Source organism: Paenibacillus dendrobii (assembly GCF_009807035.1).
GTDB lineage: Bacteria > Bacillota > Bacilli > Paenibacillales > Paenibacillaceae > Paenibacillus_AQ > Paenibacillus_AQ dendrobii.
Genome location: NZ_WUBI01000003.1, coordinates 124233 through 148980 on the forward strand (window position 1 = coordinate 124233; position 24748 = coordinate 148980).

The following is a 24748-nucleotide window of genomic DNA, read 5'->3' on the forward strand; positions in this document are numbered from 1 at the left end:
AATTACAGATCATATTATGCAAAAAAATGTCGAAGTTTCCGCTATTTTGCGGACAAGACGGCAAAGGCAACAAATTCACGGCAAAAAGCCCGGAGCCGTTTCAGTGAAACAGCCGCGGGCCTTTACCTTCATTGCAAACATTAGTGTCCGATCATGAGCGACGGATCCGGCTTTCCTTCCTCTCCGGAAACGACTTGCATCTCCTTCGGCTTGCGGAGGATTAGAGAGAGGACAACGCCCACGGCAGCCAGACAGGCGGACAGAATAAACACGTCGTCGAAGCTCTGCACCGCGGCTGTCAGCGGATTTGCGCTTTGGCCCGCTTCGGTCATGTGATCGGTTACCCGGCTCGTCATGAATCCAGTCATGCCCGCAATCGCGAAGGACACAACGACCTGCTGCATGGCCGTCGTCAGCGGCGTCACGCGGTTGACCCACTGGCGCGGGGCTGCGTTCAACACATGCGTATTCAGCGGCATCATCGATAAGCCCATCCCGAAGCCCATCGCGCCAAGAACCGGCATAATGTAGTAAAGCGATGTTGAAGCCTCAATCCGGCCGAGCAGGAACAGCATTACCGCAATGATGGTCAGACCCACGAAAGCAATCGGCCGCGCGCCGTACTTATCGAAGACCCGGCCGCTGATCGGCATCGCAAGCCCGGAACACAGCGCCTGCGGAAGCAGGATGAGCCCGGTTTCGAGCGGCGTGAACTGCCGAATGTTCTGCAGGTACAGAGGAACGAACAGCATGCAGCCAAACAGGGAGGCCTGCATGATCCAAGCGAGAATAATGCCACGCGTGAAATCCGTGGAACGGAATACGCGCAGTTCGAGCAGCGGACTTTTGTGAATGAGCTCCACGAGAATAAACAGGATCAATGCGGCCCCGCCTACAATAAGGCCAAGCTCCGCTCCCTTGGACGTCCAAGATACGCTTCCGCCTTCGTTAACGCCATATGCCAGCATGGAGAAAGCAATCGGTGCCAAAATAATACCCAGAAGATCCAACTTTTTGGATGCATGATGATCCGCTTTAGGCAGATAAGCAATACCTAAGATAACCGCGACCACGCCGATCGGGACGTTGATCAGAAAGATCCAGCGCCAGGTAGCATATTCCACTAACCATCCGGATAGCACCGGTCCAAGGGCTGGCGCAAGCAGCATGGGCACACCCAGCATGCCCATAATGGCGCCTCTGCGCTCCGGCGGCGCGAGTTTAAATACCATCGCCATCCCGATCGGAGCCACCATGCCTCCCCCAAGACCCTGGATCACGCGGTAAATAATGAGCTGGGCCGCGCTCTGTGCTATGGAGCACAATGCCGAGCCAAGGACGAACATAATAATAGTCGTAACAAAAACCTGTTTAGCTCCAAAACGGTCGGTCATCCAGCCCGCAAGAGGAATGACGGCCGAGAGTGCCAGCGTATAACCAGTGATGGCCCATTGGATCGTTTTCAGATCGCTGTGAAAGAAGTCCACAAGTTTCGGTACCGCCACGTTCACGACCGTCCCGTCCAAAATAACCATAATCATGCCGACGACAACCGCCAACAGCGGCGGAAGGATTGCCTTCAGCGAGAATGGCGCTTCTTCGGCGGGATGTCCCGCCAATGGTTTAGACATAGGTTTCTCCACTCATTTCTATATATAGTTTATACAGTCTTCGCGATGCTCCTAAGGCTTCTGGGTGTATTTGTGAAAATAAAGGTTGAAGAGCATTTCGATTTGCTGCTCAAGCTCCGGAAGGTGGATATCCGGGGCAGGCTCATCTCCGGACATATTCATGTAAGAATGCATAATGACCGGATAAAATACCGCGCCGTATAGCTGCGCCATCATGCCGCTTAGCACGGCTTCGTCGGTTTCGCGGGTAATTTCCTGCAGCGTGCCGACCAGTTTTTCGGTTTTCATGACCTGACTGTAGCGTGCATATTCATGCTGCGAGCAGAGGATCAGGCGGCTCTGATCCATCATCTCCTTGGCAAGTCCGGGATACTGCTGCAAATGTGAGAGGTAGCGGTAAAAAAACTGTTTCAACCGCTCAAGCGGCTCCAGCGCTTCATCCTCCAGCATGGCGAAAGCATCATCGAAGGTACCTACAAGTTTGCCGATCGCTTTGGAGATCAGCTTATCCTTGCAGCCGAAATGATAATTCACGAGCGCCAAATTGGTCTCCGCTTTCTCCGCAATTCTGCGCAGCGTCGCGCACGCGACTCCTTCTTCCCGGATCAGCTCGACGGTGGCATTCAATATGTCCATTTTCGTATCTGTTCCTGCTGTATGTACCGAGCTGTCATCCTTCATCAAAGCGTCCTCCTTCCTCCTCTCCCAATATATAAAATTTAATTTAAACACTGTTTAATACATCGTTTAATTTAACGGCTGACTATGTAAATGTCAACATATTTTGGAATATGACCCAAAACAAAAATGATATAGGAATGTCCACCTGCGCCGATATAAATAAATCCATAAATCATACAAAAGAAAAAACCTTGAGAATTCAAGGTTTTTAAAGAATTATTTCCGTTATACAAATTCTCCGTTATGAATAAGTCCCAGCCGCTTGGCTTCCACGATCGCTTCCGATCGCGACCTGACTCCCAGCTTTTCAAAAATGCGCGTCAAGTTATATTCGACCGTACGCTGGCTCATGAGAAGCTTGCTTGCGATATCCTTGTTGCTGCTCCCTCCGGCGACCTCCTGAAGGATTTCCTGTTCCCGCTCATTGATGGAGACATCGTCCATCGTCTTGTCGTTGCGAGCGGAAGATAGCCGCACCTCGCTCCGTCTCAGCTGTCTGAAGAGCGACACGGGGATGACTGCTTCCCCGCGAAGCGCGCAGCGAATGGCATTGAGCAGCTGGTCCCGACTGGCCGTCTTGCTAATCACGCCGGATACGCCCGCATCCACGAGCAGATTAAAATTCGAACTGATTTCATAGCCGGTATAAATCAGGATCCGAAAATCCGGATTGATGCTTATCAGACGCTTGGTGAGCTCCAGACCGCTGATCACGGGGATGTTGAGATCGAACAGCATCACGTCGAACTCCTGATTTTTGGCCATTTCCAGCGCCTCAGGAGAATAATAGGATACCGTCACTTCCATGTCCGGGTCCTGCTCAATCATGTTTTTGGTCCCTTCACAAACCGAAGGATGATCGTCAACTAACAAAATACGAATCATCGTTCTCTCCTCCTTCATTACTGTGGGCATCAAGCGGCAATGTCAGCTGGACCTCGAAGCCCTTTCCAGGCTCCGAATTAAAAACAATTTCCCCATCGAGGCTGCGGACCCGTTCCTTGATTCCGGAAATACCCATATGTTTAAACGAATCGGTGAGCTCCGTCAACTGGAGGCCGCGACCGTTGTCCCGATAGTAAAAAAACAACTCATTACCGCGCTGCTCCAGCTCGATCATGATCTGCGACGCTCCAGCGTGTTTATCCGCATTTCTCAGGAGCTCCTGCACGATGCGGTACACCGCCAGAATCTGAACGTCATTGAGCTCAATCACCTTCGGCTCGGTATGAAGCTTAACGGAATAATTGGAACGGATCTGTTCCTGCTGGATCAATTGCTCGAGAGCCTCCACAATCCCCATCTCCTTCAGGAGCGGCGGGCGCAGTTCATTGCAGGTCTGCCGGATTTGGTGAATCACATCCAGAAGCCCCTCCTTGATCAGCTCCAGTTGATCCAAAAGCCCCTCTTCCATCGGATGATCCAGCATCAGGGATTCAAGTTTCCGATACCATATTAATTGATCCTGCAGTGCTGCGTCGTGAAGATCCGACGCCAGCCTCCGGCGCTCATTCTCGGATAAAGTAAAAATCAGGCGGAGCACCCAGGAAGGTGCTTCTTTCTGATTTTTCATCTCCATTTCCAGGTTCTCGATCAGTCCCTCAATTAGATACAAGTTTTCATAGACGATGCCGCTGTAATGGGCGATCGTTTTGAGCCAGTTTCGTTCATCGAGATTAAGGCTGGTATGGTTTACCTTCTCGTCGATCCATAGAACATGCTGCTGCGTTCCGTAATTGCCCGTCACCAAGCCAACGCCTTGCGGTAATCGGATGATGTCTCCAACCGCAGGCTTATGGGCCAATTTTTGCAGGGCGTCTTCGATCTCGGGATCGGCTCTTCCATCCCCATAAACCGTAAGGTGTTCCGTGTTTTTATCCTGAACGATTTTCAGGAAAGATACGCTCCGCACAGGCAGGATCATGCATACTTCACGTTCGATCACCTGCTCCAGATCGGATCTGTTCATCACTTTCGAGATCCGTTTGGAGAAACGGTCAATGCTTCCCTGGAAATCATGGGTTTCCTTAAGAAAATGCGGCCGAAGCCGGTAGTCCATAAACTCTTTGGCGAATAAAAACAAGGTAATCATGAGATACACGAGAAAAAAAACTTGAATCCACTTCACCCAAGTATACTGATTCTGATGCATAATAAAAGCCATAAATCCGATAATGACCAGCGCCGGAATAAAAGAAATGGTCGTATAGTAAAAAAAGCGGTTCAGAACAAAATCGATATCAAACAGTCTCTTCGTTACAAACAGATAGAAGTAGACAATCGGAATCGCGAGTAAAAAGATGGCTGTCAGCTTGGCCGGAGCCAGGGATAAGCCGAAAAAGCCGGGAATGGCGTCAAACAGCAAAAACGGCAGAAAAGCAACCGTATGTCCGGTCAGAGCAAATTTAAAAAGAGACCTAAGCTCACCGGAGCGGTGCTTGATGAATTGATATATGAGTTTGTATACGATAATGAAATTGGCTGCAACGAAAAAAACAAGCAAACTCGTCGTTTCATATGGATGAATGAATACTCCCGGAATCACGCTCAGCACCAGCAGAAAACCCACAAGCAGAGCCAAACTGTACAATATTGCCAGCCCCGTCTTGGAAACGAACTTCTCCTTGTAGCGCCGGAGGTATGCCTGCATGAAATGAATGAAAAAAACGGGAACGCTGGCAAAACTGAAACCCAGTGTAATTCTGCCGATCGGATTAACCAGACCCGATGCGGCCGAACTGAAATAGCTCATGCCGATGCTTAAAAAAAACAAAATCAAGAGGTGCGATGCGCGGTCTTCTCTTTGCTTCCAAAATACATACCCAGAGAAAACCCCGAGTATCAAGAGAGAAGCACCGGGAATGATCAGATAGAGCAGCATGCCGTGCATCGAAACGCCGCGGTCCACAGCAAAAGACAATACCGCCGAGTTGCCGTCGGGTCCCATCCGCTCAATATCCAGATAGTCCGCACCTTCAATGACTTCGTATTTTTGAATCATTTCCGATTGATGAGGATCGGCTCCGTCCAAGCGCAGGACGATGTCGCCAGGTTTGATGACGCCATCGCTCCAGCTGCCCGGTTCGACGCCCGCGACAACGATTTGGTTGTTCTTGTTCAGCGTTACATCGATCCCCATATCCCTCTGGTTTATGATGACACTGGCCAGATACACGATTAGCACGAAAAGCGCAATCAGTCCTGCACCGAGTTTCATGTTGCTTATCCATTTCGACAATGAAGTATGCCTCCAGGTAAATCAGATTATGTAATGATAACAGGGGCTTGGGTTTAGCACCAGTACACTGTTTTGCGAAGAGATTCATCAGGCTTGCGATCTTGCATGACGTCCATGAGTGCACGCTGTTCCAGAGCGGAGATGCCTGCCAGCTGCAGCTGCCCATTTTGAATGCGGGCCATAAAATCAGGTTCCATTACCATTTTACGAATCATCTCTTTTAACATTGTCGTTACCTCCCAATGGGTTCATTTGTTTTCCTTGATTTCAATATATCAGGTCAACACCCATTGCAAAACGACAACCTGTCACGTATTTACCGCAAACCCGTTGCGTGCTTTTATGCGGCCTTTGCGTGGTTACCTTGCGTTCGCTTCAACTCTGCGGTCCGGAGATATCAGCGCGCAGCCTCGATCATCAAATCACGCCATTTCGGATCGATCTCCATGCTTTCGATAATGCTGAGAAATCGGTAATAGTGGGAACGCATCCGGACGGATGTGTACAAAGCCGTGCCTGTCCGTTCCACCACGGCGCCGAATTCTCCGGAACGCGGCAGCACCTCCTCAAGCTCCAGCCGGCCGGCTATGTAGTCCCCGATCCAGCTATCCGCTTGGTCCTCGGCCGCAGACAGCAGATATAGCAGCGGAAGCGTTCTTTTGCGGCGAAGAAAGTCATTTTTATTGCCCCAGTCCAGTAAATCCCGGTAGTCGTTCTTGATTTGCGCAGCTATACCGACCTCTTGTGCATAATCCGCAACCCGCTCATCCATTTGTCCGGTGGCCATAATCACGCCCGTCATACAGGCACAAACCAGCAGAGCTGCGGATTTCTGTTTTACCATGTCCAGATAATAAGCTTCATCCTCAATCGCGTTCAGAAGGTCCAGGGTTTGACCGTTGATGGCTACGAGAATCTGGCGGTTGAAATAAAGCGCCGACTTATGAATTCTATCCAGTGGGAAAGCGCACTCGAGAAGAACCTCTTGGGATAAGGTCAGGAAACCGATCGCCAAATTGAGGGCGATATCCTTGCTAAGCATATGCCACGGCATGTCATTATGGTCCTCATCCTGGAGGTCATCGATAATGTCCAGCCCCAGAATCATCAGTTCCACTGCGGCAGCCGCTCTGTAAATTTCGGAATCTTCCCCTCCAAACATCCGGTAATGCAGCACCGTCAATTTGCCGAATAGCAGAGACTCGGACTGCTTCACCTGCAGCGACGCCAATGCCGCCTCGCGCAAAACCTCCACTTTGAAGAACGCTTCTGCATATTCTACTAATTCGGACATGATTCTCACTTCGAAATCCTTCATGCTCCATCCCCCTATATCTCCAATTTAACCCAATATTTAACTATTAGTTTAATAGATTAAGGTTTTGACTTCCAGAGTTTTCCTTATTTAAATATTCATTAGGCATCCCCTTCTTTAAATAAATAAAAAAACACCTGCAATCCTCTCGGGACCGCAGGTAAGAAATCTCAGCTTATTTGGCATTGACACCGGGAAGAACGGGGAGAAATCAGGCTTGTAAAGCTGCTCTCCCGATTCCGCAGCAGTATTTTCCGTTCATGGACGGTGGCGAGCAGCGTAATGTACGAGCTGTAATGGTCTATCATCGATTTCAGGAACTCTTCTTCCAAAAGCTGCTGGCCGGACATTATCATGGGAGTCGTCCAGCGGATATGGTAAGCATCAAGCCTGCTGACCATGCAGTCTAAGCAAAAAGTAGGATGAGTGACGTACAGCGGACCAATCTCCGAGACTTCCCCCTTGGTGACGCGGCACAAAAAGAGCGTGTCACCCCGTTCCACGTTCACCATCCCCTGTTTCAGCTGCCGGAGCTGCTCCGGTTCGCTGTAGAGAACCAGATAGTTGCGGGGCGCGTCCTCTCCCTTGGAACGAATAGGCTGCCATAGATCCAATTCCAGATCGGTTTCGACCAAAGAGATGACGGCAAACTCCGACCGCAGATATTCCCTCATGACGACCAAGGAAAGGGAGTATAAATCCACGTCATGGCTGACCTGCGAAAAAAACTGTCTAAACCGCTCGAGCCCGGCTGAATGAAACGGATCTACCAAGATCCCCCTGCGGAACAAGCTTTCAACCCCCTGGGCCTTCGCCGATATCTCGGGACTTTCCAGCATGAGTTTCAGCTGCTCCGGTCTTTGATGCGTTATTGTGAACAGCGGCTGGTCATAACGGTAGCGATTGATGATCTGCAGTCGGTCAGCGACCGGCTGCAGTTCAAAAAATGCGTTCAGCATCCAAGGTTCCTCCTTTAACCCAGTATCATAGCGTACACGCAGTGCTTGTATTTTTGCTCGCGTAGCTGCAGCAGCTCTTCCACCTTATCCGCGAAGAAACCGCAGATCGGCAGCGTATGCTTCTTCAGCGCTGTGCTCACAAGCTGGATGTTCTGGGCAATATGCCCCGATTCAATGAGTGAGAGCTTGTAAGAAAGGCGTCCGTACTTTTTGAAGCTGTACTGCAGATCCGCAATGAAAAACAACAGTATGGACACGCCTTCCAGCATCGAGCTTCGTGCATCGGTCTTGTAGAGCGTCATCGGCAGCATACGTTCAAGCTGCTCCATGGAAATCGCATCCCCATAACGGTACAGCTCCTTTTGAAGGGGGGCATAGTAATACACGCCATCCTCCAGTCCCTCTACATTCCGGATATACATATACAATTTGATAGAGTACATCGCACCGCCCGAGGGATAGGTTCGCATCGTAATGACCTCTTCGGTCCCCTGGCTGCCCATGTGCCGATGAATATCCCGGACACCCGCAGACCAGGTCAACAATGCGCTCACATCCGATAAGGACCACTTTGCACCCATGCCGTTGACGAATGTGGATCTTCGTTCAAGCAGGAGCTGATCAAGCCCGCTGATCATTTCCTCCGGCCATTCCTCTTCCCGTTCAAGCATGATCTTATCCTGGAAATCCGCCAGCGGTACCTCGTGCTTGGAGAATTCATAATCATCCAGCGGCCGCTGGTTGTAACGCCAAGCGACGGAACGCGGCTCGCTGTTCGCCAGTTCTTCGAACAGCAGATCATAATCATAAAATTCGGAAATGTCCTTATGAGATAATTGCATCCAAACCCACCTCCTGTTTGGAACCCAAGCTCCATAGCGTTTCATATAGGGCATATTCATATTCGGGTCCGATGCCAAGGCGATTATTCAGCATATGAAGATGCGAGTAGATAATCGCCCGAATCTGCTGCTCATCCTCCAGCGCATCCCCAATCGATGCATATCCGGCAAGCAGCCGGCCCTTCATTCTGTCATACTCCCCGTCCGCGTAGAGAAGACGAACAACCGCCTCTTTCCACCGGGGGTTATTGCTTATCCCTTGCACCAACCGGTCGGGAAGATCCATCGTTTCGAGCCGATACAGGCGCTTCCAGCTGTCTGCGGATTTGCGGTAATAGGATTGGACGGCTCCGAGCCGCGGCATATTTTCGAAGCAGCCCTCCGCCAGCTCTTGGACCACCGTCATAGCCACCAATAAACGTGCGGTGAAAGATGACTCCCTCATGAGCTTCAGCAGCAGGACCGCCAGCCGGCTGGATTCGAGAAACAGCGTTTCGGTCAGCGGCATCAGCGCTTTCCCTCCATACCGATCGTATTCGGGTTCGTAGGGCTTTGCGATAATATCGCCTTCTTCATACCATTCCTGCTGCTCCAGGGCAAGGGGATCGCCGTCAAACTTATGGTGGCGGAAATACTCTTCCTTCGTAAGCTTGCGTTCAGTGGGATGCTGCTTGATCCATGCCTTGGCTTCGTCAAACAGCTGATCCGCCGCCAGCTCTTCCTCCGAAAGATAGCGGATGCGGATGTGCGGTCCATCTTCCCAATACCGGAGGAAAAACCACTTGGATATCCGTCCATCCTCTACCAGCTTCTCCAGCCTTTCAGCCAGTCGCATGATCAGTCCGTCATAATTGGCATAATTCTGATAATAAATTCGGTCACTTTTCCAGGACTCCAATTGAAATCTCCTCCTTCATGGAAATGGATGCGGCTCAGGATTCATTTCAAAATCCTCCTTCAGACCCCGCCGTAATCGTTCGCGCACCAGCCGTTCCGTAATGACGCGTTTATGCTGGTGTCCGAAGGTCATCGGAAGCATGCCCGGTACCAGCACCTTGGCCGCGTAAAAACCAAATCCTGCGACTTCATCCGGTGTCACGTCAACCACGTACATGTTCTTATAATGCTTGATCACCTCGGAGAATAACTCTTCGAGATCCTTCGCCAGGTCATCATCGGTAAAACGATCGCTTTCATAGAACAGATCTTGGTACACCCGCCGAACCGACTGCTTGTTCGCTTCATCCACATTCAGCACGAAGTCCAAGCCTCTGCAGTTTTGTTCGCTGGCGTAATACAGCACATGATCCTCGAACTCGGTTACGGCCTCCGGATGCCCCGTCAGCTGCAAGACGCGTTCTTGCATGGCTTCATCCCGGCGCAAGGCATCTTCGTATATCGGAAGCGAGGTAATCACTTCCATCGCTGCCGACTCAATGGCTTTCTCAGGCACAAAATGAGCCGCGGCTGCATTATAAGCTTTCATAACTGCATTTTCGCGAGTATCATAGGCTACCGCCCACACGCTTGGAACCGGAAGCTCCATCGTAATGTCGAAGAAGCGTATCCGGATGCCCTCCAGTTCCAAAAAGTACATGATTTGCTTCAGTTCATCCAGCCCCGTATCCTCGATATCGAGCTCCTGAAGCGCAAGCCTGTTATACCAAGCACACAGGAAATTATCGCGTTCTATCAATTCAAACAACCCATGCAAAACGGCCTCCTCCGGGGTACTTCCTAACGCCAAGCCGTTCGAGCTGTCGTAAACGAACCGGTTGGACGATTGTCTAAAGTGGCCGTCGGCATAATAAACCAGTTGTTCGGGGACAAGCACTTCGCGGTGCTCCTTCACCGAATAGGCAGGCGTCCAGTATACGGGCAATTCCTCCGAGTATGTCTTGAGGCGAAATGCCGGATGCGCCCTGTCCGCAGCATCATGCAGACCGAAATCCGCCGGATCGGCAGCCTGATCCCTGACTTCATCATAGGATCTCTTCTCGGCTGGAGAAGACTTGCGGTCACACATGCCGCAGTAACGCTCAACCGCCTCCAGCACTCCCAGTTTCTCGGCATCCGGCCGGCGGTATGCCCTCCCAAACCCGGTCTCCACATAGGATGAATTCACACGAATTTCCATGCCTCCGGCTTCGATCATCGAAGAGCGAAGCTCGCGGTAAGTGTGCGTAATCGTCCCGCTATCCCGGTCAAACCAGCGCTGCAGAATCGCTCCGGTCTCCAACTTGGAATGAAGACGGTATGTGCGGCCATCCGGTTTCAAGCGGCTTTGGAATCCATTGATAAAGGGCTGCGAGCGCTTCGGAGCCTCCGGTGCGCATATCGGGCAGTTCCCGTGACGATTCAACAGGTAAGAATCAGCCCTCAGCGCGTCAAACTGGACATGCTCTACCCGCCCGGCATACCGTTCCGGCAGTTCTCTTGATAGCTGGCCAGCTTCCATCAGATCGACAATAAACTCAGCCGACTGGGGGTGAGGTGAATACGAATTCCGCTCCCCGTATACCAAAGAAATCAGGTTTTCCTTCCCTCCAGCTTGAAGCCTGCGGTTCATGCATGCCAAACATGCTTCGTCCCCGCCCTTGAAAAATGGACCCACAAGCAGTGTATTCAGCAGCTGATGATAGAAAAAAACTCCGCCTGAGCTTGGTGAAGCAGCCCGATAAAAAGGGGCGAATACCTCCTCTGCCAGACCGTCCGTAATCACATGAAGAATACGGCCATGCTTATCTTGCCGCTCTTGGGTCAGACGGTAGAGCATGCCGCGGCGCTCCAATTCCTGCAACACTTCCTGAAGCAGCAAGCTTTCCGATTCATACAGGACAAGCTCCTTCATGCCTCTCCCCTCCCTTTGCTGCGTAAGCGCATCATGGATATGCCGATTTGATGAAGATGAGACACTAACACAAGCCCGGTTTCATATTTTGCAGACACGTACTTGGCCAGCGCTGCTGCAGGATCTCCCGTAAACTCCCCTTTTTCCATGCTAGAGTCCTCTTCTCCGTGAACCTGAAAGGTACCCGGCTCTTCATTTCGGATTCCATTTTGACGGACCAACGCATAGAAGCGGATAAGAGCTTCATGAACAACCTGATCTGACGAAATGCCATAGACTTTGTCCGTCCATGCCCTTCCCTGATAACCGGCAGATGCCGCCCAGATCGGACTGCCAAGAGCATGCTCTACATAAATCTGCAGCGTATCCGCTTCGGGGACAAAACGGTCAATCATGGCATGAATCCGACGATCATGGGTCGTATTTTTATATGAAATGATATCCCTCAGTAGCTGATCGGGCCCCTCTACCTCGTGTTCCAGCAGGAATTGGGCCAATCTCTTTAACCCGTGCTCCCGTCCGGCTGTCACCAGCCATTCCGAATCCGGATCCATGCGTTTAAGCAGCAGCTCCAGATTACGGCAGGAAGCATATACGATCTGCTCTGCGCCCGATTCTCCCGCGAAGAAGCTACCGTCTTCCGCCTGGGCAAGCTTGTAGGGCACCTGGCTCCATGCATTCGATCGATATAAGAAATTCGGAACGATCCGTCCCTCCAGTTTTTCCATCGCGTCTATCATATCCGTCCAACCGGAGACCCGGCTTTTCGCCAGCACATCCATCAGGTCGCATGACTCAATCGGATAGTCACTCAGCATTTCCTGCTGCACGGCCATTTGCTTGCCTGTCTTGCTCAGGAGCAGAACGCATTTGGCATCTGGCTTGCCGGCATCTTCGGCATGGAAGCTTCCCGCGACCGCCATATGACCGGCATAGATATCCAGCAGAAGGTCATCGTTTTCCACCCGCCCACCGTTCTCTGCAGCAGCTAACAGCTCCGCGAAGTTCATCGCCGTGACGTTTCTGAATAAAACCGATCGGGCTGCATCAAGATGCAGCATCTGCCATGCGCCCGGAACCGGCGGCTGTAGCGATTCGGCAATGCGGATAGCGGCCGCCTTGCCGGGAAGCTGAGCACCGGACCCGCTTCCCGTGCTCCTCTTCAGCAGGCGGTCTGCTAATGACTGTTCAATCGGGACCAATCTGCTGTCGTTGCCGTCAAATACGGACTTCCTCAAAATCTGCTCGGTTTCCGGAGGCATATGCAAACGATGAAGCCCCTTCTTTTCATATACAAAGAGTTTATCTTCCTGTTTAATGAACCAGTTTGCCATGATCGCTTTCACCTGCCATTTTCATTTCCAGGTTGCGGTACGCATCCTGCCAATCCATATCAAAGCCACATTCCACGCACTCTGCCACCAACCCCGTAATCCTCTGCCGCCTCAGCGGCGATATTCCGAGCATCGGCATCAGCGAGTATAGGGCGGATGCCACGAAACGGTAAACAATGAAACCGCGGTCGTGATAATGCTGGAGAAACTGAGGATTGGAGTAAAACGTCTGATGGAAATCACTCACCTGATCATGACGTTCAAAAAAGTCGTCCCCATGCGCAAGTTTCTCCTCTTTCAGTTCGCCGTCATCATAGGCCTGACCAAGCATGGAAGTAAGTGAACGGATAAAAATGCCCAGCCGTTCAAACATGAATTCCCGTTCATACTGGCCTTTTGAGAATTTTTGGACCCCTTCAGTGATAAACTGCTTCTCCACCTGAGTTCTGCTCATTAAGGCATCCCTAATTTTTCTTTCCACAGCGGCCTCCATTTTCATCTCATCCAGCTGCGTTTTGAAATATTCGAAGTTGGAGCGCAGGGACAGATAACCCACCTGTAGGCCCCCTGGACTTCCGCTGCCTGTAATCAGGAACATCTTGGCGCACTCCACGTTTTGCTTGTCTTCGGACAGCCTCTTCCATTCCTCATATATATCCGTAAACAATTGGCTTTTCAGCAGTTCGATTCCGTAATTGATCCGTGCGCTGCACAGCGGATTGCCGCTTGTCAGCTGATCCACTTCCTCCACAATGACTTCCCCGTCACGGTACAAGGGTAAATAATCGCCGGAGTAGGCTTCCATCCTGGCAAGCTTATGAAGCATCTGCTCGTATTTCTCATACTCTTCCGTACTCCGTTCCTTCGCATAGCGTTCCGCCGTACGCCGGATCGTCTGCTCGAGTCCCTCATCCGTTTCCGACAAAGGAATAATCGTCTTGATATGAAATCCGTGTGCCCACCCCTTCTGAAGGATGACATTCTTCAGGCTTCCCGCATGGATATACCGGATCAAGCTCTGTATTAATAAAGCCGCTGCCTCACTGTCATACAAGAAGCAGCTAATGGTTCGCAGCCGCATCGCCATACGCCTCCCCGCAGGTAATTTCATAGGTATATTCCCTCACGCAGCCCTGCTGCGGATCTGCGACCGGAAATTCTTCTTCGATCACGAGATATTCCGTCTTGCCCGCTTGTTGGATGAACAGCTGGAACAGCAGCGGCGAGGACAAATTAATAAACTGCGGCTTCCGTTCGCCGCCTTCGGACATGTCCTTCATGTCCGTTATGAACGCACGGGCATAAAAGCGGAGAGGAATTCCGTGTTCCTCCACAAAATCGAGGACGCGCTGCCAGGAGCCGAAACGGTCCTTTTCCTTATGCAATTCAAGCAGCGTACGCGAGGGAATCAACCACTTGGCGCGAGAGACGATCAGTTCATGATCCCCAAGGCTGATCCGCGGTACGTGAATGACGTCACTTTGATTCATTCCCGCTTCCTTCATCCTTTCATGGATGACCAGCTCCCCTAAATCGAAATAGCTGGTTCCATGGGAGGAGAGCACGTCGAATGTCGTGAGGATCGCCGGCGCGGCGACAAGGACCAAAGTACCGAGAAACTGGGGACGGATCGTTTCGCCGTTCTCCTGCTCGAAAAACTCCGCACTGCCCGTCGAGGCATTATAACGGAGGCCAAGGTCAAGCCAGGACAGAAATTGGTCCGACTCGGTCATCGACTGGATCGGAAGCGCAATTTCACGCTGCACGGTCCGTTTGCGGATATTGGCATTAAACCCGAAGGTATTGCGTATGTCTGCGACCCGGTTGCGGTCAAAGCATTCGCTGAGATAATCCGGGTATGCCTGCCCCGTATCCTTCAGATATTTGAGGAATCTCGCAAAATAGATCGAAAATCCCTTATACATATGGTTGACTACCATGTGTTCCCCGTCTTCCTGTACGAAAAAAGAATGGGATAGAAGCCGTTCCCCCAGAACCTCCCGAATCTGACCCAGCCACTTGTTCAGCTGATCATCTGGGATGACAATCTCCTGCTCATCGGGGGCATGATTCAGAAAAGAGGCCAATTGTCCCGCTGTTTCGTGCAGCTGGCGGATGCGCGGATGCATATAGGCCTTCTTCCAGTTGAAGAAACCATATGTTTCCTTCATCATTTCCATATCTGAAAAGATGACCTCGGCCATATCCCTTAGTACCTTAGAGGCCTCCTGCGAATTGGCCGGAACAAAGGCGCTGCCATAGTGCTGCCTGAAAAACTCTCCCGCGGCAAACTGCATCTTTACTACGGTGTCAAAACACATCATCAGCTGTTGATACTGGGAAAGTCTATTTAAACGATGCTCCTGCTCCCGAAAGCTGCGGGTGGTCACCGTTTCATCAATGCCGTCAATATACAGCATGCTCCGGCGAGGCATCGCTTCCGTTCCGCACATCGCGGACAATTCCTCCAAGCCTTCATACAGCCGCTCGACCATGTTGCGGTCGAAATTATCCGTCAATTGTCCGGTCAGATGGCGCAGACTCTTAAGCACCTCAAGACACGGATGCTCCAGGCCGTAACGTTCCAATTTACGAATCAGCTCGCCCAAAAGTTCGCCAGCCTGTTCATTCAATACATCGGTACGTTCCAGAACGCCGTTTCGGATCAGGTGCAGCAGCGTATCATCCGCCTTGCTTTCATCGATGCCGAGGCTGGTGAAGGTCTCTCTCATATCGTCATAAGACAGCGCCGATTGCACGGATAATTTGCCGAATAACGTCCTGAAGGCTTCATTGGAACGGAGCGTGACCAGTCCCTGCCTTGATTTGTACAGCTGGCGTTCTCCCTTCGAGTTTTGCAGCACGGTGATATAATATTTGCCCTCCAGCTCCACGCAAGTGGCATTAAGGCGGTATTCAAGACGGATTATGAGTTCCGGATCAAGGCAAAGCTTGTCAAAGACCTGAAGTAAAATAGAATCATTGATGCGCGGGTACAACCTCTTCACGCCGTGTTGTTCCGGGCCGTTGAAGTTTCCCATGCCCGAATAGGTCAAATTCGCAAACGGACTGGTTTTCATGCTGGCGCGCGTCAAAAATTTGATGAGCGTATAGTCCAGCTTCCGCAGGCTCCGGTCATGCTGTTTCACGGGCGTCTGCAAATACTTTTCCAGCTTGGGGACGATCGCGCTATTCATGAACATAACGGCGTCGCGCAGCTCGCTGTCTTCGCGATACACGTGCTGGAGCCATTCCCGGTCATCTTCGGAACAAGCTTCAAACTCCGCTTCAATAGCGGCTAAACCCTTCTGCGCTGCCTCTCGGGATTCGAAAATCTGCTCCGTTTCCTGCCGGACCTCCGGAGAAAACACATGTTTGATCCGCTCGTAGCGCGCCACGGCCGAGACACGTCCGTTAAAGAAATCCCTTTTGAAACGGATGGCTTCCATCCGGTCCCCGTCTTCTTCGATGCGGCCAATTTGCCGCTCCATCTCCTCGGTGACCGCTCCGATACGCCGTTCGGACTTCGCCTTTTGCGCCTTGGCCGACCCGTACCTTTCCGCCAGATCGCCCATATACCGGGCGACCCGCTCAAGCGGAAAATGGGTTTCCCTATATATGTAGAGGGGAGATACTTTCATCCTTATCACTCCTATCTTCCGAATTTGGGGGTGTTGCGGCACGCTGCCCGGCCTGCTCAAACATCCGGATTACGGCCCGGAAGCTTTCATAGCCATACAGAAGCGCCGTTTCGCCGATATCAAACTGCGCGGTATGCACCGCGTTATGCTCACGTATGTATGCTCCAATGAAGTAGTAACATGTTCTGACGTCTGGTAGATCCCTGGCATAAAAGGCAAAATCGTCGCTGGAGAATAGAAACGGGGATTCCAGCACGTATCCGGTTCCGAATCTCTTGCCGAGAAGCCCCTGGATTCGATCGGTCAAAATGGGATCGTTGGCATAAGCCGGATACTCCGAAATCACCCGGCTTGACCGGATGCCTCGCACGGCTTCGGCACCGCCAAGCTTACGCAGCAGTTGCCCGTAGCCGTTACGGTTCACCTCTTCGTCTGCAGACCGAAACGATAGAAACAGCTGCAGACGATCAGGTATGACATTATAGTAGCCGTTCGTTTCCACATGAGTGATCCTGCATAACCGTCGTCCGTCGTTGTAAGACTGTTGAAAAGCATGCACCTCTGCCAGCACTGCCATAAAATCCTGCCGGTCCGCCGCATGCCCCGCGTATAGTTCAAGCTCCAGCTCGGCCGTCAAGCAGCCGGCCAGCGCAGGACCGCTTCGGAGCGAAAAGTATCCCGGATACAGATCGGGGGTAACGTGAAGAGCGAACATATAGGCAATGTTCCGGCCCTGGAGGAGGGGAATCAGTTCCCTCGCTCCTCCCCATACCTCCTCTGCCGGCTGGAAGATAAAGATTAGATTCACCCGGGGCGCTGACTCATCCACCCATCTCAGAAGCTGCAGCACAATAGCCATATGGGCGTCATGGCCGCAGGCGTGATGAATGCCCTCATGGCGACTTTTGTAAGCTACCTCCTTGGCATCTTGGATCGGCAAGCCGTCCATCTCGGCGCGGAAAGCAACCGTTGGAAGCTGCGGTCCGCCGTCATAACAGGCGATCAAACCCTTTTCCGAATGATGATCGATCCGGATCTGCCGCGTATGCTGCAGGATATAACGCTCAATGTAACCGCGAGTTTGGCTTTCCGCTCCCGCAAGCTCCGGAATTTGATGAAGGTCCCTCCGAATCCGCCGCAGCTCCTCATATACTTCCACCATGGCGATTACCCGGTAATCGTGTTTCTTTTATAACGATAGACAAACAGCGTAACTACCAGAAGGACCACGATGTTCAGCGTAAGCATCCCAATGTCGCGCATGGCATCGCCACCGATGGATATGGTCCCTACCGCTTTGTTCAGGTAATAGCCGGGGAAGAACTTTTGAATATGGACCATGAAGTCCGGAAGCTTGAGTCCGAGATCCTTCGTGAGATTCATCGCCATGAACCCCATATATAATGGAAACGAAATCGATTGGAGCGAAACGACATCCAGCAAAAAGCCGAGGGTCAGTCCGATAAAGATGTAATACAGACTGGAGTACAGAGCGAGCAGCTCCATTTTGAGCAGCATGCCGTCTATGTTCAGATGAAACACCGCAAGACCGAAAACGATAATCACTGCGGCAATCAGCACATTGAGCAGGAGCTGGACAAACGCCGTAACGAAAATGAATTTGCCCGGGGAATAAGGCGTCACCGCATAGATGCTTCCGATGTAGGACTTTTCCTTGGATACGCGCGTACTAAGCGTGTTCAGTCCGCTGCCGGCCGTTCCGAACAAGGTACAGAATACGGCAAGATACGTAATGTACTGACCCTGATCCGAATCCGGCTTCACGAATGCGTTCAGCACCACCAAGAAAACAAGCGGCAGAATGAGCGTAAAAAATACGAAACGTTTATTGCGCAGCACCTTTAAAATTTCATAGCGGACAATGGTCATCATGCCTGCTTCACTCCTTCTTCTTCCTTGATATCATAGATCTCACGGTAGCAATCCTTGACTTCCTTCAGCCGTTCCTCGAACGTAATCCCCTGCTGCTGCAAATACGAGCAGAGAATGGAATGCTTATTCGGGTCCATCACATACAGCTTGCGGTCCTCCACCAAGCCGCCGAACTGGCGCTGAAGGTCCACCGCCTCCTCTGCAGACGCGTGGTGAACCACAATAACCTTCTGGGTATTGAGATCCTCTTTGCGAACGTCAGCGATGATTTTCCCATCCTTCAGAAAAATAAACCGGCGACAGTAATCATTCAGCTCGTCGAGATGATGGGAGGTGACAAAAATGGATTTGCCCTGCTCCTGAATTTCGCGGATTTTATTCCAAAACATCCGGCAGGCCGTCACGTCCATGCCAACGGTCGGTTCGTCCAGGAACAGCAGCTTGGGATCGGCGGCAAGCGAAAGGGCAAACGACAGCCGCCGTTTTTGTCCACCTGACAGGCTTTGGACCATGGACTTGGCCTCTTTGACGAGGTCGCCTGCCTCAAGTAGGACATTCGTGCTGACTTTGGATTTGCTGTAACTTTTGTGAAGCTCAATCACTTCCTTGACCCGCAGATTATCCGGGAATAAATCGTGCTGGAGCATGACGCCCACATCTTTGCGCGTATCGAAATTGCGAACAATTTCTCCTCCGTCAATGGGGGCTAGACCTAGCGTGGAACGGATCATGGTCGTTTTGCCTGCACCGTTCGGGCCGATCAACGCGATGCTCTCCCCTTCGTCGATCTCGAAAGTCACTCCCGCCAGCACCTGTTTTTCCTTGAACTTCTTTTGAACGTTATTAAATGTTAATAACATGAATATCTCCTTCTTTCCCATTATTATTGATTTAAGGAAACGGATGCGGTGCTAGCTGAATGTCACCCATCGGTCTTTCCCAGAAAAGGGCAGCCGCCTGCAGACGCTTCATGCTCAGAACCCGGTGCTCTTCTCCGAACCACAGCTGCTGCAGATGGGGAATCAGTACCTTCACCGCTTCAAGACCGATATGCGTGTATCCCTCCGGCGTTTGCCGGACGAGCAGGACATCGCCGAACAGGTTGCTCAACCGGTCAAGCAATCCAGCCGTCTCTTCGGCCAGATCGATCACGCAATGATGAAGCTTTTCGTAATCCTCTGCAAAACGCTCCCGGAAGTCCTCCATGCGGCTATCGAACAGAAAATCGAAGTGATGCCTTTCTTCTTGCAAATAATACAGAATCGGATGGTCCTCTACCTCACGCACGCCCTCCTGCCGGATTCGCTTTGCTTTCTCGCGGATTTCATCGGTATGCGTATCGTAATATTCCATGGCGAGAAGCATTTCTTCGAGAGCGTTCAAGACCGCCTTTTCCGGATCCGGATGAGCCGCTGACGTGCAATACGCCGCGAATTGGTCGCGAGATTGCCCCAGGCACAGCGCCCATATGACGGGAATGCCGGTGTCCATGGTGATGTCGAACAGCTTAACGCTGTATCCCAGCAGTTCCAGCCTGCCGATCATGTACCGGATCCGCTCGTTCCCGATCGATTCCAGCTTGATACCTGCCGGAGTGTGACGCAAATACCAGTGATTGAGGAATGCATCCCGTTCTATCAATTCCAGGCAGGCGTAGTATACGCTGTCCAAGATTCCGGTCCCCAGCGCATTGCCGTTGGAGTTCCCTTTATACACGCGTTGTCTGGCGCCTTTATAGCCCTGGTCCATTTTGTAATAAGCAAGGCTTTCCGGGATATATACTGCCTGACGTTGGTTCCATGAGTAGGCGTTTATCCAAGGTAAAACCTGATCTGCTGTGTAGGTGATGAGGCTGCTGGCTGTGCCCGTCACGTCATCAATAAAAACAGTAGGGTCAATCGCGTGACGGCCGGACTGCCGCACCCCCTCGTAACTTGCCCAGATGCTCCATCGCTCCCTGCCGCGGGGATGCATACCCGCGTACCGTTCGAGCGCTTCGAAAAGCGACTTGCGTTCACTGGACTTGTAATCCGTCGTACTGCCAATGCCTATGCCGTATTTCTCTTCCCGTCCGACCCTGAAAAAGGTTGAAACCGAGAAAAAAGATTGGGTGTTCCGGTCTTTATACACAATGAAATTGGAATCCGCGTTATCCGGACTGAACAATTCTTCAGGGAAGCGGGTATCCTCTTTGCGGTAGCTGTCACCGTATGCATACATCAGCTGCTCACGAAAGGCCGATTCAAACGCCCGGGCATCGTCCGGTGGCGCTCCTTCGGAACAGCGGTCGCAGCGTTCGGCGGGCCAATAGCTCAGCCGCTTCATCTGTTCCCGTCCATCCAGCCGGTAATAATCGAGCCTGCCGGAATGTCCGGCATTGCCGAGAAGCATCCGAAAGCCTGCCAGTACGAGACTCACATCCATCTGAACGTCTCCGAAAAGAAGGCTCTGTGCATTTCCGAGACGATACTCATGATCCCTCAGATTAGTCGCCTTACGTTTCAGGAAACAATCCGGACAACCCATCTCTTCATATTGAAAGACCGGACCGATGATGCATTCATGGGCATCCACATGCAGCATCGCAAACCTCGGATGCCTTGGCTTCGGAGAAGCAGCATTCGCTGCACGGTCTCCGTAAGTAATGAAGCAGGGCAATCGTTCCTCGCCGATATCGAGTACCGTCCAGCTCTCCCGCTTCCGAAGGGTGTCCTCTAGCGTCAATGCTCCGATCATGGGTCACCACCCCCTCCCAGCAAAGCAAAACCGTATTTACGGGAAAAGCCGTCTTCATACCGCAGCAGCATCCTTCTCCCGACATCGCTGTTTTGGCTGACATGGCGGTACATGCCTTCGCATGCTTCCAATCCCTCCGACTTCCGGTCCCGCATCCGGTTCCACAGCCGGAAAAGCGCATCTTCTGGATCCTCTCCGAATGCTCTCCATAGGATTCCGCGCATCTTCCATTCCACAGAGAAGACCTCCATAAGCCCTTCAATCCGCTGGTATTTCATCCAGGGCGGGAACGATACCGGCCCTGATTTCCAAAACGGATATTTCGCCGTTTCCAGTATGCCTTGCTCCTTCTCTATTCCATCAGCCAACCCATGGCTGTTGATATCCAATAAGTATGCGGCACGTGCCGTCAGTCCTGGCGATAGAGAGTGGTAGCTGTAACAGTTCTGCAGCATGTAAGCATACATATCTTCCAGCACGCGTCTCTTGCTTGGGCCATCGAAGCGGACGATGCGCTCCCCGAAGTCTGCGGTCAGCGTCCAGTAACGGTCGAAGCTGATATTTACGTACCGGATCGCATCCTTGACCAGTTCCTGCTCCAGTACGCTCTCATCCCGCTTTTCCACTTCCAGTCGATCCAGCGCACTCTTGCTAATCGGGCAGCATGCCGCATGAGCGACTTCTGGCAGTACAGCGATCGAAACGAGGCCTCCTTCATCCAGATGGACGATGCGATTTCCTGTCCAATGCCGGCCTAACAGCGCGGCGGGAAGCAAGGATCTCACCGCACCGGATACCGGATACTGTAATCCCAGGCAGCGGGGACATGCTCCCTTCGTCAGCACAATGCGGCTGCCCAGTTCATACGGCTCCAGCAGATGAGGCATATCCGAATCGCCTGCCAGCTTGGCGCGGACACCATCGACCCATGCCATTTCCCGAATTCCAGGCTTCACCCTGGAAAAGACGCGGACGATATCATCGTAGCTTGCCGTTTTCAGGCGAATCGCCCGCTGGGCACCCAGCAGTTCAACGCCGTCCGGCCCGTCGATAATCCGTATTGGACTTTGGCTCATCCTGCTCTCTCCTTTCAGATTCGGGTCTTATTTACATCTCATACACGTACTCAGCGGTATATTCGGTTTCGTAGGGATTCGGCAGCGCCTCTTCCAATACAACCGCCAGCTCTCCGTACTGTTTACGGCTTCGCTGGATATGCTTCAGCATTTCGATGAAATAAAGCGGCTCTTCCGCGTCAAAAAAAATCGGTTTATGGATCCCCGTCGCTCCGTATTCGATATGAAGCCTGCCTTGGCGAACCGGAAACAACCTTACGAAGGAATACACCGGAATACCATAGGCCTTCAGCACCTCGTGAAAAGCCGAATAACCGTCCAAATCACAGGTCAGGTTCTCGATCAAACCGCTGCTGAGAATATGCCTGCGCCTCTGAATGATTAGATCCCCCACGCTGATTCGGCCCACCTTCCGGCTATCGTCAAGCGATATCTCGTTGTACTCCAGGCCACTGCCGTTTAAGAAGCCGGACTGGCTCAGGAGCGCGATATTCCGGTAATCCTCAGGAAGGCATGCCGGCGCAAGACTGCCCGTATAGAGGGCAATGCCCCGCAGGTTTTCTGCGCGAAGTTCAAAACGGTTGTGTGCTTCATTCCATTCCAGCTGGCATTCGTTCAAATCTACCGGCTCCGCTTTCCTGCCGAATGTCCCGTTATCCATAACGGGAGGTTCATTCGTCAAATAGAACCGGTCCGCAAACCCGTTTACGTTAGGGTTAAATCCGCAGGAAGGTGAATAGGTCAATAACACGGCGTCATCACATTCCAAAACCGCCCGTATTCTCCGGAGAATACGCTCATGCTGATCCGGATCATGGTAGATGGAATAGGCAAGATAACTGTTCTTGAAGTCATTCACCACGTACTTTCCATCCTTCGCCGGCTGAATGAGGAGCTGGGCTGTCGCCGATCGGGTGATACCCATTTCTTTCAATCCCGATTTCAAAGCTAGAATATCTTCTGCATTCAAAGCCACGTCTTTTCCGGACTCCGCAGGCCGCAATAGTTCCCTGTACCGATCCTTCAATTGCTCATGCCGGAGAATGTCCTCCGAGGTTTCGAAGAGCGTGCCGCGGAAGGAGCGGCGCGGAGCCGCCTCTTTCTCGTACACATCCGCATAGCCGGACAATGTCTGGCGAAGCTCCGAGTACGAAGCAGGCAGCCGGTCCTTTAAGAGATGCCCCATATACCGCCGGAACATCAACCGGTAATCAAACAAAGGAAAAATCCCCGACCACTTTTCTAACGCTTCTTCGGCTGCGAGCGCATGCTTGATCTCATGCGGCTTTATGGACATGTAGCTGTCCTCGTTAAAGGGGTCCAATGGGTATTTCCCCTTCCACATAACCGTTTCGCAGCAGTCCGCCACATGTTTTTGTGCCGACCGGACCAAGGACTCCCGTCTATGCACTTCTGCCGTCTGTTCCATTCGGCCCGCAATTTGATGCAAAGCCTCCAAATGACGGACCAGCCGGTCCAGACGTTCCGACGCAATCCGAAAGGAGGAAATCTCATCAATCAGCGAAGCAAGGGTCAAATGCTCGGCCTTACTCTCAAGCGTATTCCGAAGATAACCCGCGGCAAGCAGCTTCCGGACGGTCAGATCCAGTTGTCCGGAATCCTCGCCGAGTATGGCAGCTAGCTCCCCGAATGTGACGATGCTTCCGGAGGAAAGTTCTTGAAGCCGGGGGTCCGTCATTCGGAAGCGTCGCTTCTCCCGTTGATATAATCCTTGGCTGACCTGTTTCGGTTCTCCGGACCCGGTTGTCATAAGCGCTTTGCCACCAGGTTCCAGTTCGTATGCAACCCGGAATCGGCTTATCCGGATGACTTCGGGCAGCAGCAGAAAATAGTCAAACAGCGCCAGTAGAATCCACTGGGCCATGTTGATGCGGCTTCCAGCTTTGTTATCCCCCAAGATGCTGTTGGAGGTATAGGAAGATAGAGGGGCCGTCTTGGCAAAGGAACGCATCATTATTTTCCATACCTTTCCTGATTTTTTGGAATTATAGGAATTGTTCAAGGAACAATACATTTCAAAGTTGGTGAGCAACAGTGCATTTTGAACACTGCGCTGCGTACGGAACAGCTCATAGAGCAGCTCCTCTTGCTGTTTATGTTGGCATTCGAATTGCCGCCGAAGGCTGTCTGCCTTCCTGTCAAGCTCCTGTTTCCCGAGTAAGTGGGACTGGATCGATTGGACTAGATCCGTGTCTACCCGGTCCAGCTTGGGGATCTTGTCGATCTCCACTCTGCCTTTCTTCAGTCCTTGCTGAAGGCGGATATAGGCGATTCTTGCTTCCGGCTCGCTCTCGATGCACCCGGATAGCTGCTCCCGCAGCTTCTCCTTTTGCCTCGCATAAGCCGTCAGTTCTTCATGATAACCGTCAAAAATTCTGTAAAAATCCTGTTTGATGCTCTGCATGCATTGGGATGGCAGATGATTCTGCCGAATAAATACGAAAGGCTCTGACACCAAGGCTCCTCCTCCGGTAATGATCTTGGATGAAGCGGCGGTAACCGCCTCATCCAAGGTTTTTGAATCCATATC

General features: G+C 51.8%; 19 protein-coding genes. All 19 read right to left on the minus strand.

The features are described 5' to 3' along the window. Positions 1 to 140: 140 nt before the first annotated feature. The 19 genes from GRF59_RS18725 to GRF59_RS18815 all read right to left on the minus strand — a co-directional run bounded on the left by GRF59_RS18725 (position 141) and on the right by GRF59_RS18815 (position 24745). On the minus strand, positions 141 to 1631 hold the full coding sequence (locus tag GRF59_RS18725) for a DHA2 family efflux MFS transporter permease subunit (protein ID WP_160499248.1): 1491 nt from the start codon (positions 1629 to 1631) through the stop codon (positions 141 to 143). 51 nt (positions 1632 to 1682) lie between these two features. Continuing rightward, on the minus strand, positions 1683 to 2312 hold the full coding sequence (locus tag GRF59_RS18730) for a TetR/AcrR family transcriptional regulator (protein WP_160499249.1): 630 nt from the start codon (positions 2310 to 2312) through the stop codon (positions 1683 to 1685). 225 nt (positions 2313 to 2537) lie between these two features. Continuing rightward, on the minus strand, positions 2538 to 3197 hold the full coding sequence (locus GRF59_RS18735; protein WP_160499250.1) for a response regulator transcription factor: 660 nt from the start codon (positions 3195 to 3197) through the stop codon (positions 2538 to 2540). Beyond that, a complete protein-coding gene (locus tag GRF59_RS18740; protein WP_160499251.1) occupies positions 3175 to 5550 on the minus strand; it encodes an ATP-binding protein in 2376 nt (791 codons plus the stop codon). Before GRF59_RS18740 ends, GRF59_RS18735 begins: the two co-directional genes overlap by 23 nt. Before the next feature lie 53 nt (positions 5551 to 5603). After that, positions 5604 to 5777: a competence pheromone ComX gene (comX, locus tag GRF59_RS18745; RefSeq protein ID WP_160499252.1), complete on the minus strand. Its 174-nt coding sequence runs from the start codon at positions 5775 to 5777 to the stop codon at positions 5604 to 5606. A 170-nt stretch (positions 5778 to 5947) separates the two neighbouring features. Beyond that, positions 5948 to 6868, minus strand: coding sequence for a polyprenyl synthetase family protein (locus tag GRF59_RS18750; protein ID WP_160499253.1), 921 nt, complete (start codon positions 6866 to 6868; stop codon positions 5948 to 5950). A 167-nt stretch (positions 6869 to 7035) separates the two neighbouring features. Next, complete coding sequence (locus tag GRF59_RS18755) at positions 7036 to 7824, minus strand: hypothetical protein (RefSeq protein WP_160499254.1); 789 nt, start codon at positions 7822 to 7824, stop codon at positions 7036 to 7038. A 14-nt stretch (positions 7825 to 7838) separates the two neighbouring features. After that, positions 7839 to 8666 (minus strand): SagB family peptide dehydrogenase, encoded by an 828-nt coding sequence (locus GRF59_RS18760; protein ID WP_160499255.1) that lies wholly within the window; start codon positions 8664 to 8666, stop codon positions 7839 to 7841. Beyond that, positions 8650 to 9564 (minus strand): thiopeptide-type bacteriocin biosynthesis protein, encoded by a 915-nt coding sequence (locus tag GRF59_RS18765; protein ID WP_160499256.1) that lies wholly within the window; start codon positions 9562 to 9564, stop codon positions 8650 to 8652. The genes GRF59_RS18760 and GRF59_RS18765 overlap by 17 nt, the downstream gene beginning before the upstream one ends. A 15-nt stretch (positions 9565 to 9579) precedes the next feature. Then, positions 9580 to 11517: a TOMM precursor leader peptide-binding protein gene (locus GRF59_RS18770; protein ID WP_160499257.1), complete on the minus strand. Its 1938-nt coding sequence runs from the start codon at positions 11515 to 11517 to the stop codon at positions 9580 to 9582. After that, positions 11514 to 12851 carry a hypothetical protein gene (locus GRF59_RS18775; protein WP_160499258.1) on the minus strand — a complete coding sequence of 446 codons (1338 nt, stop codon included), beginning with the start codon at positions 12849 to 12851 and terminating at the stop codon, positions 11514 to 11516. Before GRF59_RS18775 ends, GRF59_RS18770 begins: the two co-directional genes overlap by 4 nt. Next, positions 12832 to 13932, minus strand: a complete 1101-nt coding sequence (locus GRF59_RS18780) for a hypothetical protein (protein ID WP_160499259.1) — start codon at positions 13930 to 13932, stop codon at positions 12832 to 12834. The genes GRF59_RS18775 and GRF59_RS18780 overlap by 20 nt, the downstream gene beginning before the upstream one ends. After that, positions 13913 to 16492 (minus strand): lantibiotic dehydratase, encoded by a 2580-nt coding sequence (locus GRF59_RS18785; RefSeq protein ID WP_160499260.1) that lies wholly within the window; start codon positions 16490 to 16492, stop codon positions 13913 to 13915. Before GRF59_RS18785 ends, GRF59_RS18780 begins: the two co-directional genes overlap by 20 nt. Next, a complete protein-coding gene (locus GRF59_RS18790; RefSeq protein ID WP_160499261.1) occupies positions 16464 to 17654 on the minus strand; it encodes a M20 metallopeptidase family protein in 1191 nt (396 codons plus the stop codon). The genes GRF59_RS18785 and GRF59_RS18790 overlap by 29 nt, the downstream gene beginning before the upstream one ends. 5 nt (positions 17655 to 17659) lie before the next feature. Next, positions 17660 to 18385 (minus strand): ABC transporter permease, encoded by a 726-nt coding sequence (locus tag GRF59_RS18795; RefSeq protein ID WP_160499262.1) that lies wholly within the window; start codon positions 18383 to 18385, stop codon positions 17660 to 17662. Next, positions 18382 to 19245, minus strand: coding sequence for an ABC transporter ATP-binding protein (locus GRF59_RS18800; protein ID WP_160499263.1), 864 nt, complete (start codon positions 19243 to 19245; stop codon positions 18382 to 18384). The genes GRF59_RS18795 and GRF59_RS18800 overlap by 4 nt, the downstream gene beginning before the upstream one ends. 31 nt (positions 19246 to 19276) lie before the next feature. Further along, complete coding sequence (locus GRF59_RS18805) at positions 19277 to 21121, minus strand: YcaO-like family protein (RefSeq protein ID WP_160499264.1); 1845 nt, start codon at positions 21119 to 21121, stop codon at positions 19277 to 19279. Continuing rightward, a complete protein-coding gene (locus GRF59_RS18810; RefSeq protein WP_160499265.1) occupies positions 21118 to 22197 on the minus strand; it encodes a hypothetical protein in 1080 nt (359 codons plus the stop codon). Before GRF59_RS18810 ends, GRF59_RS18805 begins: the two co-directional genes overlap by 4 nt. A gap of 31 nt (positions 22198 to 22228) precedes the next feature. Continuing rightward, the gene (locus GRF59_RS18815) at positions 22229 to 24745 is read right to left on the minus strand and encodes a hypothetical protein (protein WP_160499266.1); all 2517 of its coding nucleotides are present in this window, start codon (positions 24743 to 24745) and stop codon (positions 22229 to 22231) included. Positions 24746 to 24748 lie beyond the last annotated feature (3 nt).

Coding starts and splice junctions, on each gene's coding strand:
- GRF59_RS18810 (WP_160499265.1), bottom strand. CDS start 22,197: ATGAGCCAAAGTCCAATACGGATTATCGACGGGCCGGACGGCGTTGAA.
- GRF59_RS18725 (WP_160499248.1), bottom strand. CDS start 1,631: ATGTCTAAACCATTGGCGGGACATCCCGCCGAAGAAGCGCCATTCTCG.
- GRF59_RS18815 (WP_160499266.1), bottom strand. CDS start 24,745: ATGGATTCAAAAACCTTGGATGAGGCGGTTACCGCCGCTTCATCCAAG.
- GRF59_RS18775 (WP_160499258.1), bottom strand. CDS start 12,851: ATGGCAAACTGGTTCATTAAACAGGAAGATAAACTCTTTGTATATGAA.
- GRF59_RS18795 (WP_160499262.1), bottom strand. CDS start 18,385: ATGATGACCATTGTCCGCTATGAAATTTTAAAGGTGCTGCGCAATAAA.
- GRF59_RS18735 (WP_160499250.1), bottom strand. CDS start 3,197: ATGATTCGTATTTTGTTAGTTGACGATCATCCTTCGGTTTGTGAAGGG.
- comX (WP_160499252.1), bottom strand. CDS start 5,777: ATGTTAAAAGAGATGATTCGTAAAATGGTAATGGAACCTGATTTTATG.
- GRF59_RS18800 (WP_160499263.1), bottom strand. CDS start 19,245: ATGTTATTAACATTTAATAACGTTCAAAAGAAGTTCAAGGAAAAACAG.
- GRF59_RS18805 (WP_160499264.1), bottom strand. CDS start 21,121: ATGATCGGAGCATTGACGCTAGAGGACACCCTTCGGAAGCGGGAGAGC.
- GRF59_RS18760 (WP_160499255.1), bottom strand. CDS start 8,666: ATGCAATTATCTCATAAGGACATTTCCGAATTTTATGATTATGATCTG.
- GRF59_RS18750 (WP_160499253.1), bottom strand. CDS start 6,868: ATGAAGGATTTCGAAGTGAGAATCATGTCCGAATTAGTAGAATATGCA.
- GRF59_RS18790 (WP_160499261.1), bottom strand. CDS start 17,654: ATGGTGGAAGTATATGAGGAGCTGCGGCGGATTCGGAGGGACCTTCAT.
- GRF59_RS18770 (WP_160499257.1), bottom strand. CDS start 11,517: ATGAAGGAGCTTGTCCTGTATGAATCGGAAAGCTTGCTGCTTCAGGAA.
- GRF59_RS18780 (WP_160499259.1), bottom strand. CDS start 13,932: ATGCGGCTGCGAACCATTAGCTGCTTCTTGTATGACAGTGAGGCAGCG.
- GRF59_RS18730 (WP_160499249.1), bottom strand. CDS start 2,312: ATGAAGGATGACAGCTCGGTACATACAGCAGGAACAGATACGAAAATG.
- GRF59_RS18755 (WP_160499254.1), bottom strand. CDS start 7,824: ATGCTGAACGCATTTTTTGAACTGCAGCCGGTCGCTGACCGACTGCAG.
- GRF59_RS18785 (WP_160499260.1), bottom strand. CDS start 16,492: ATGAAAGTATCTCCCCTCTACATATATAGGGAAACCCATTTTCCGCTT.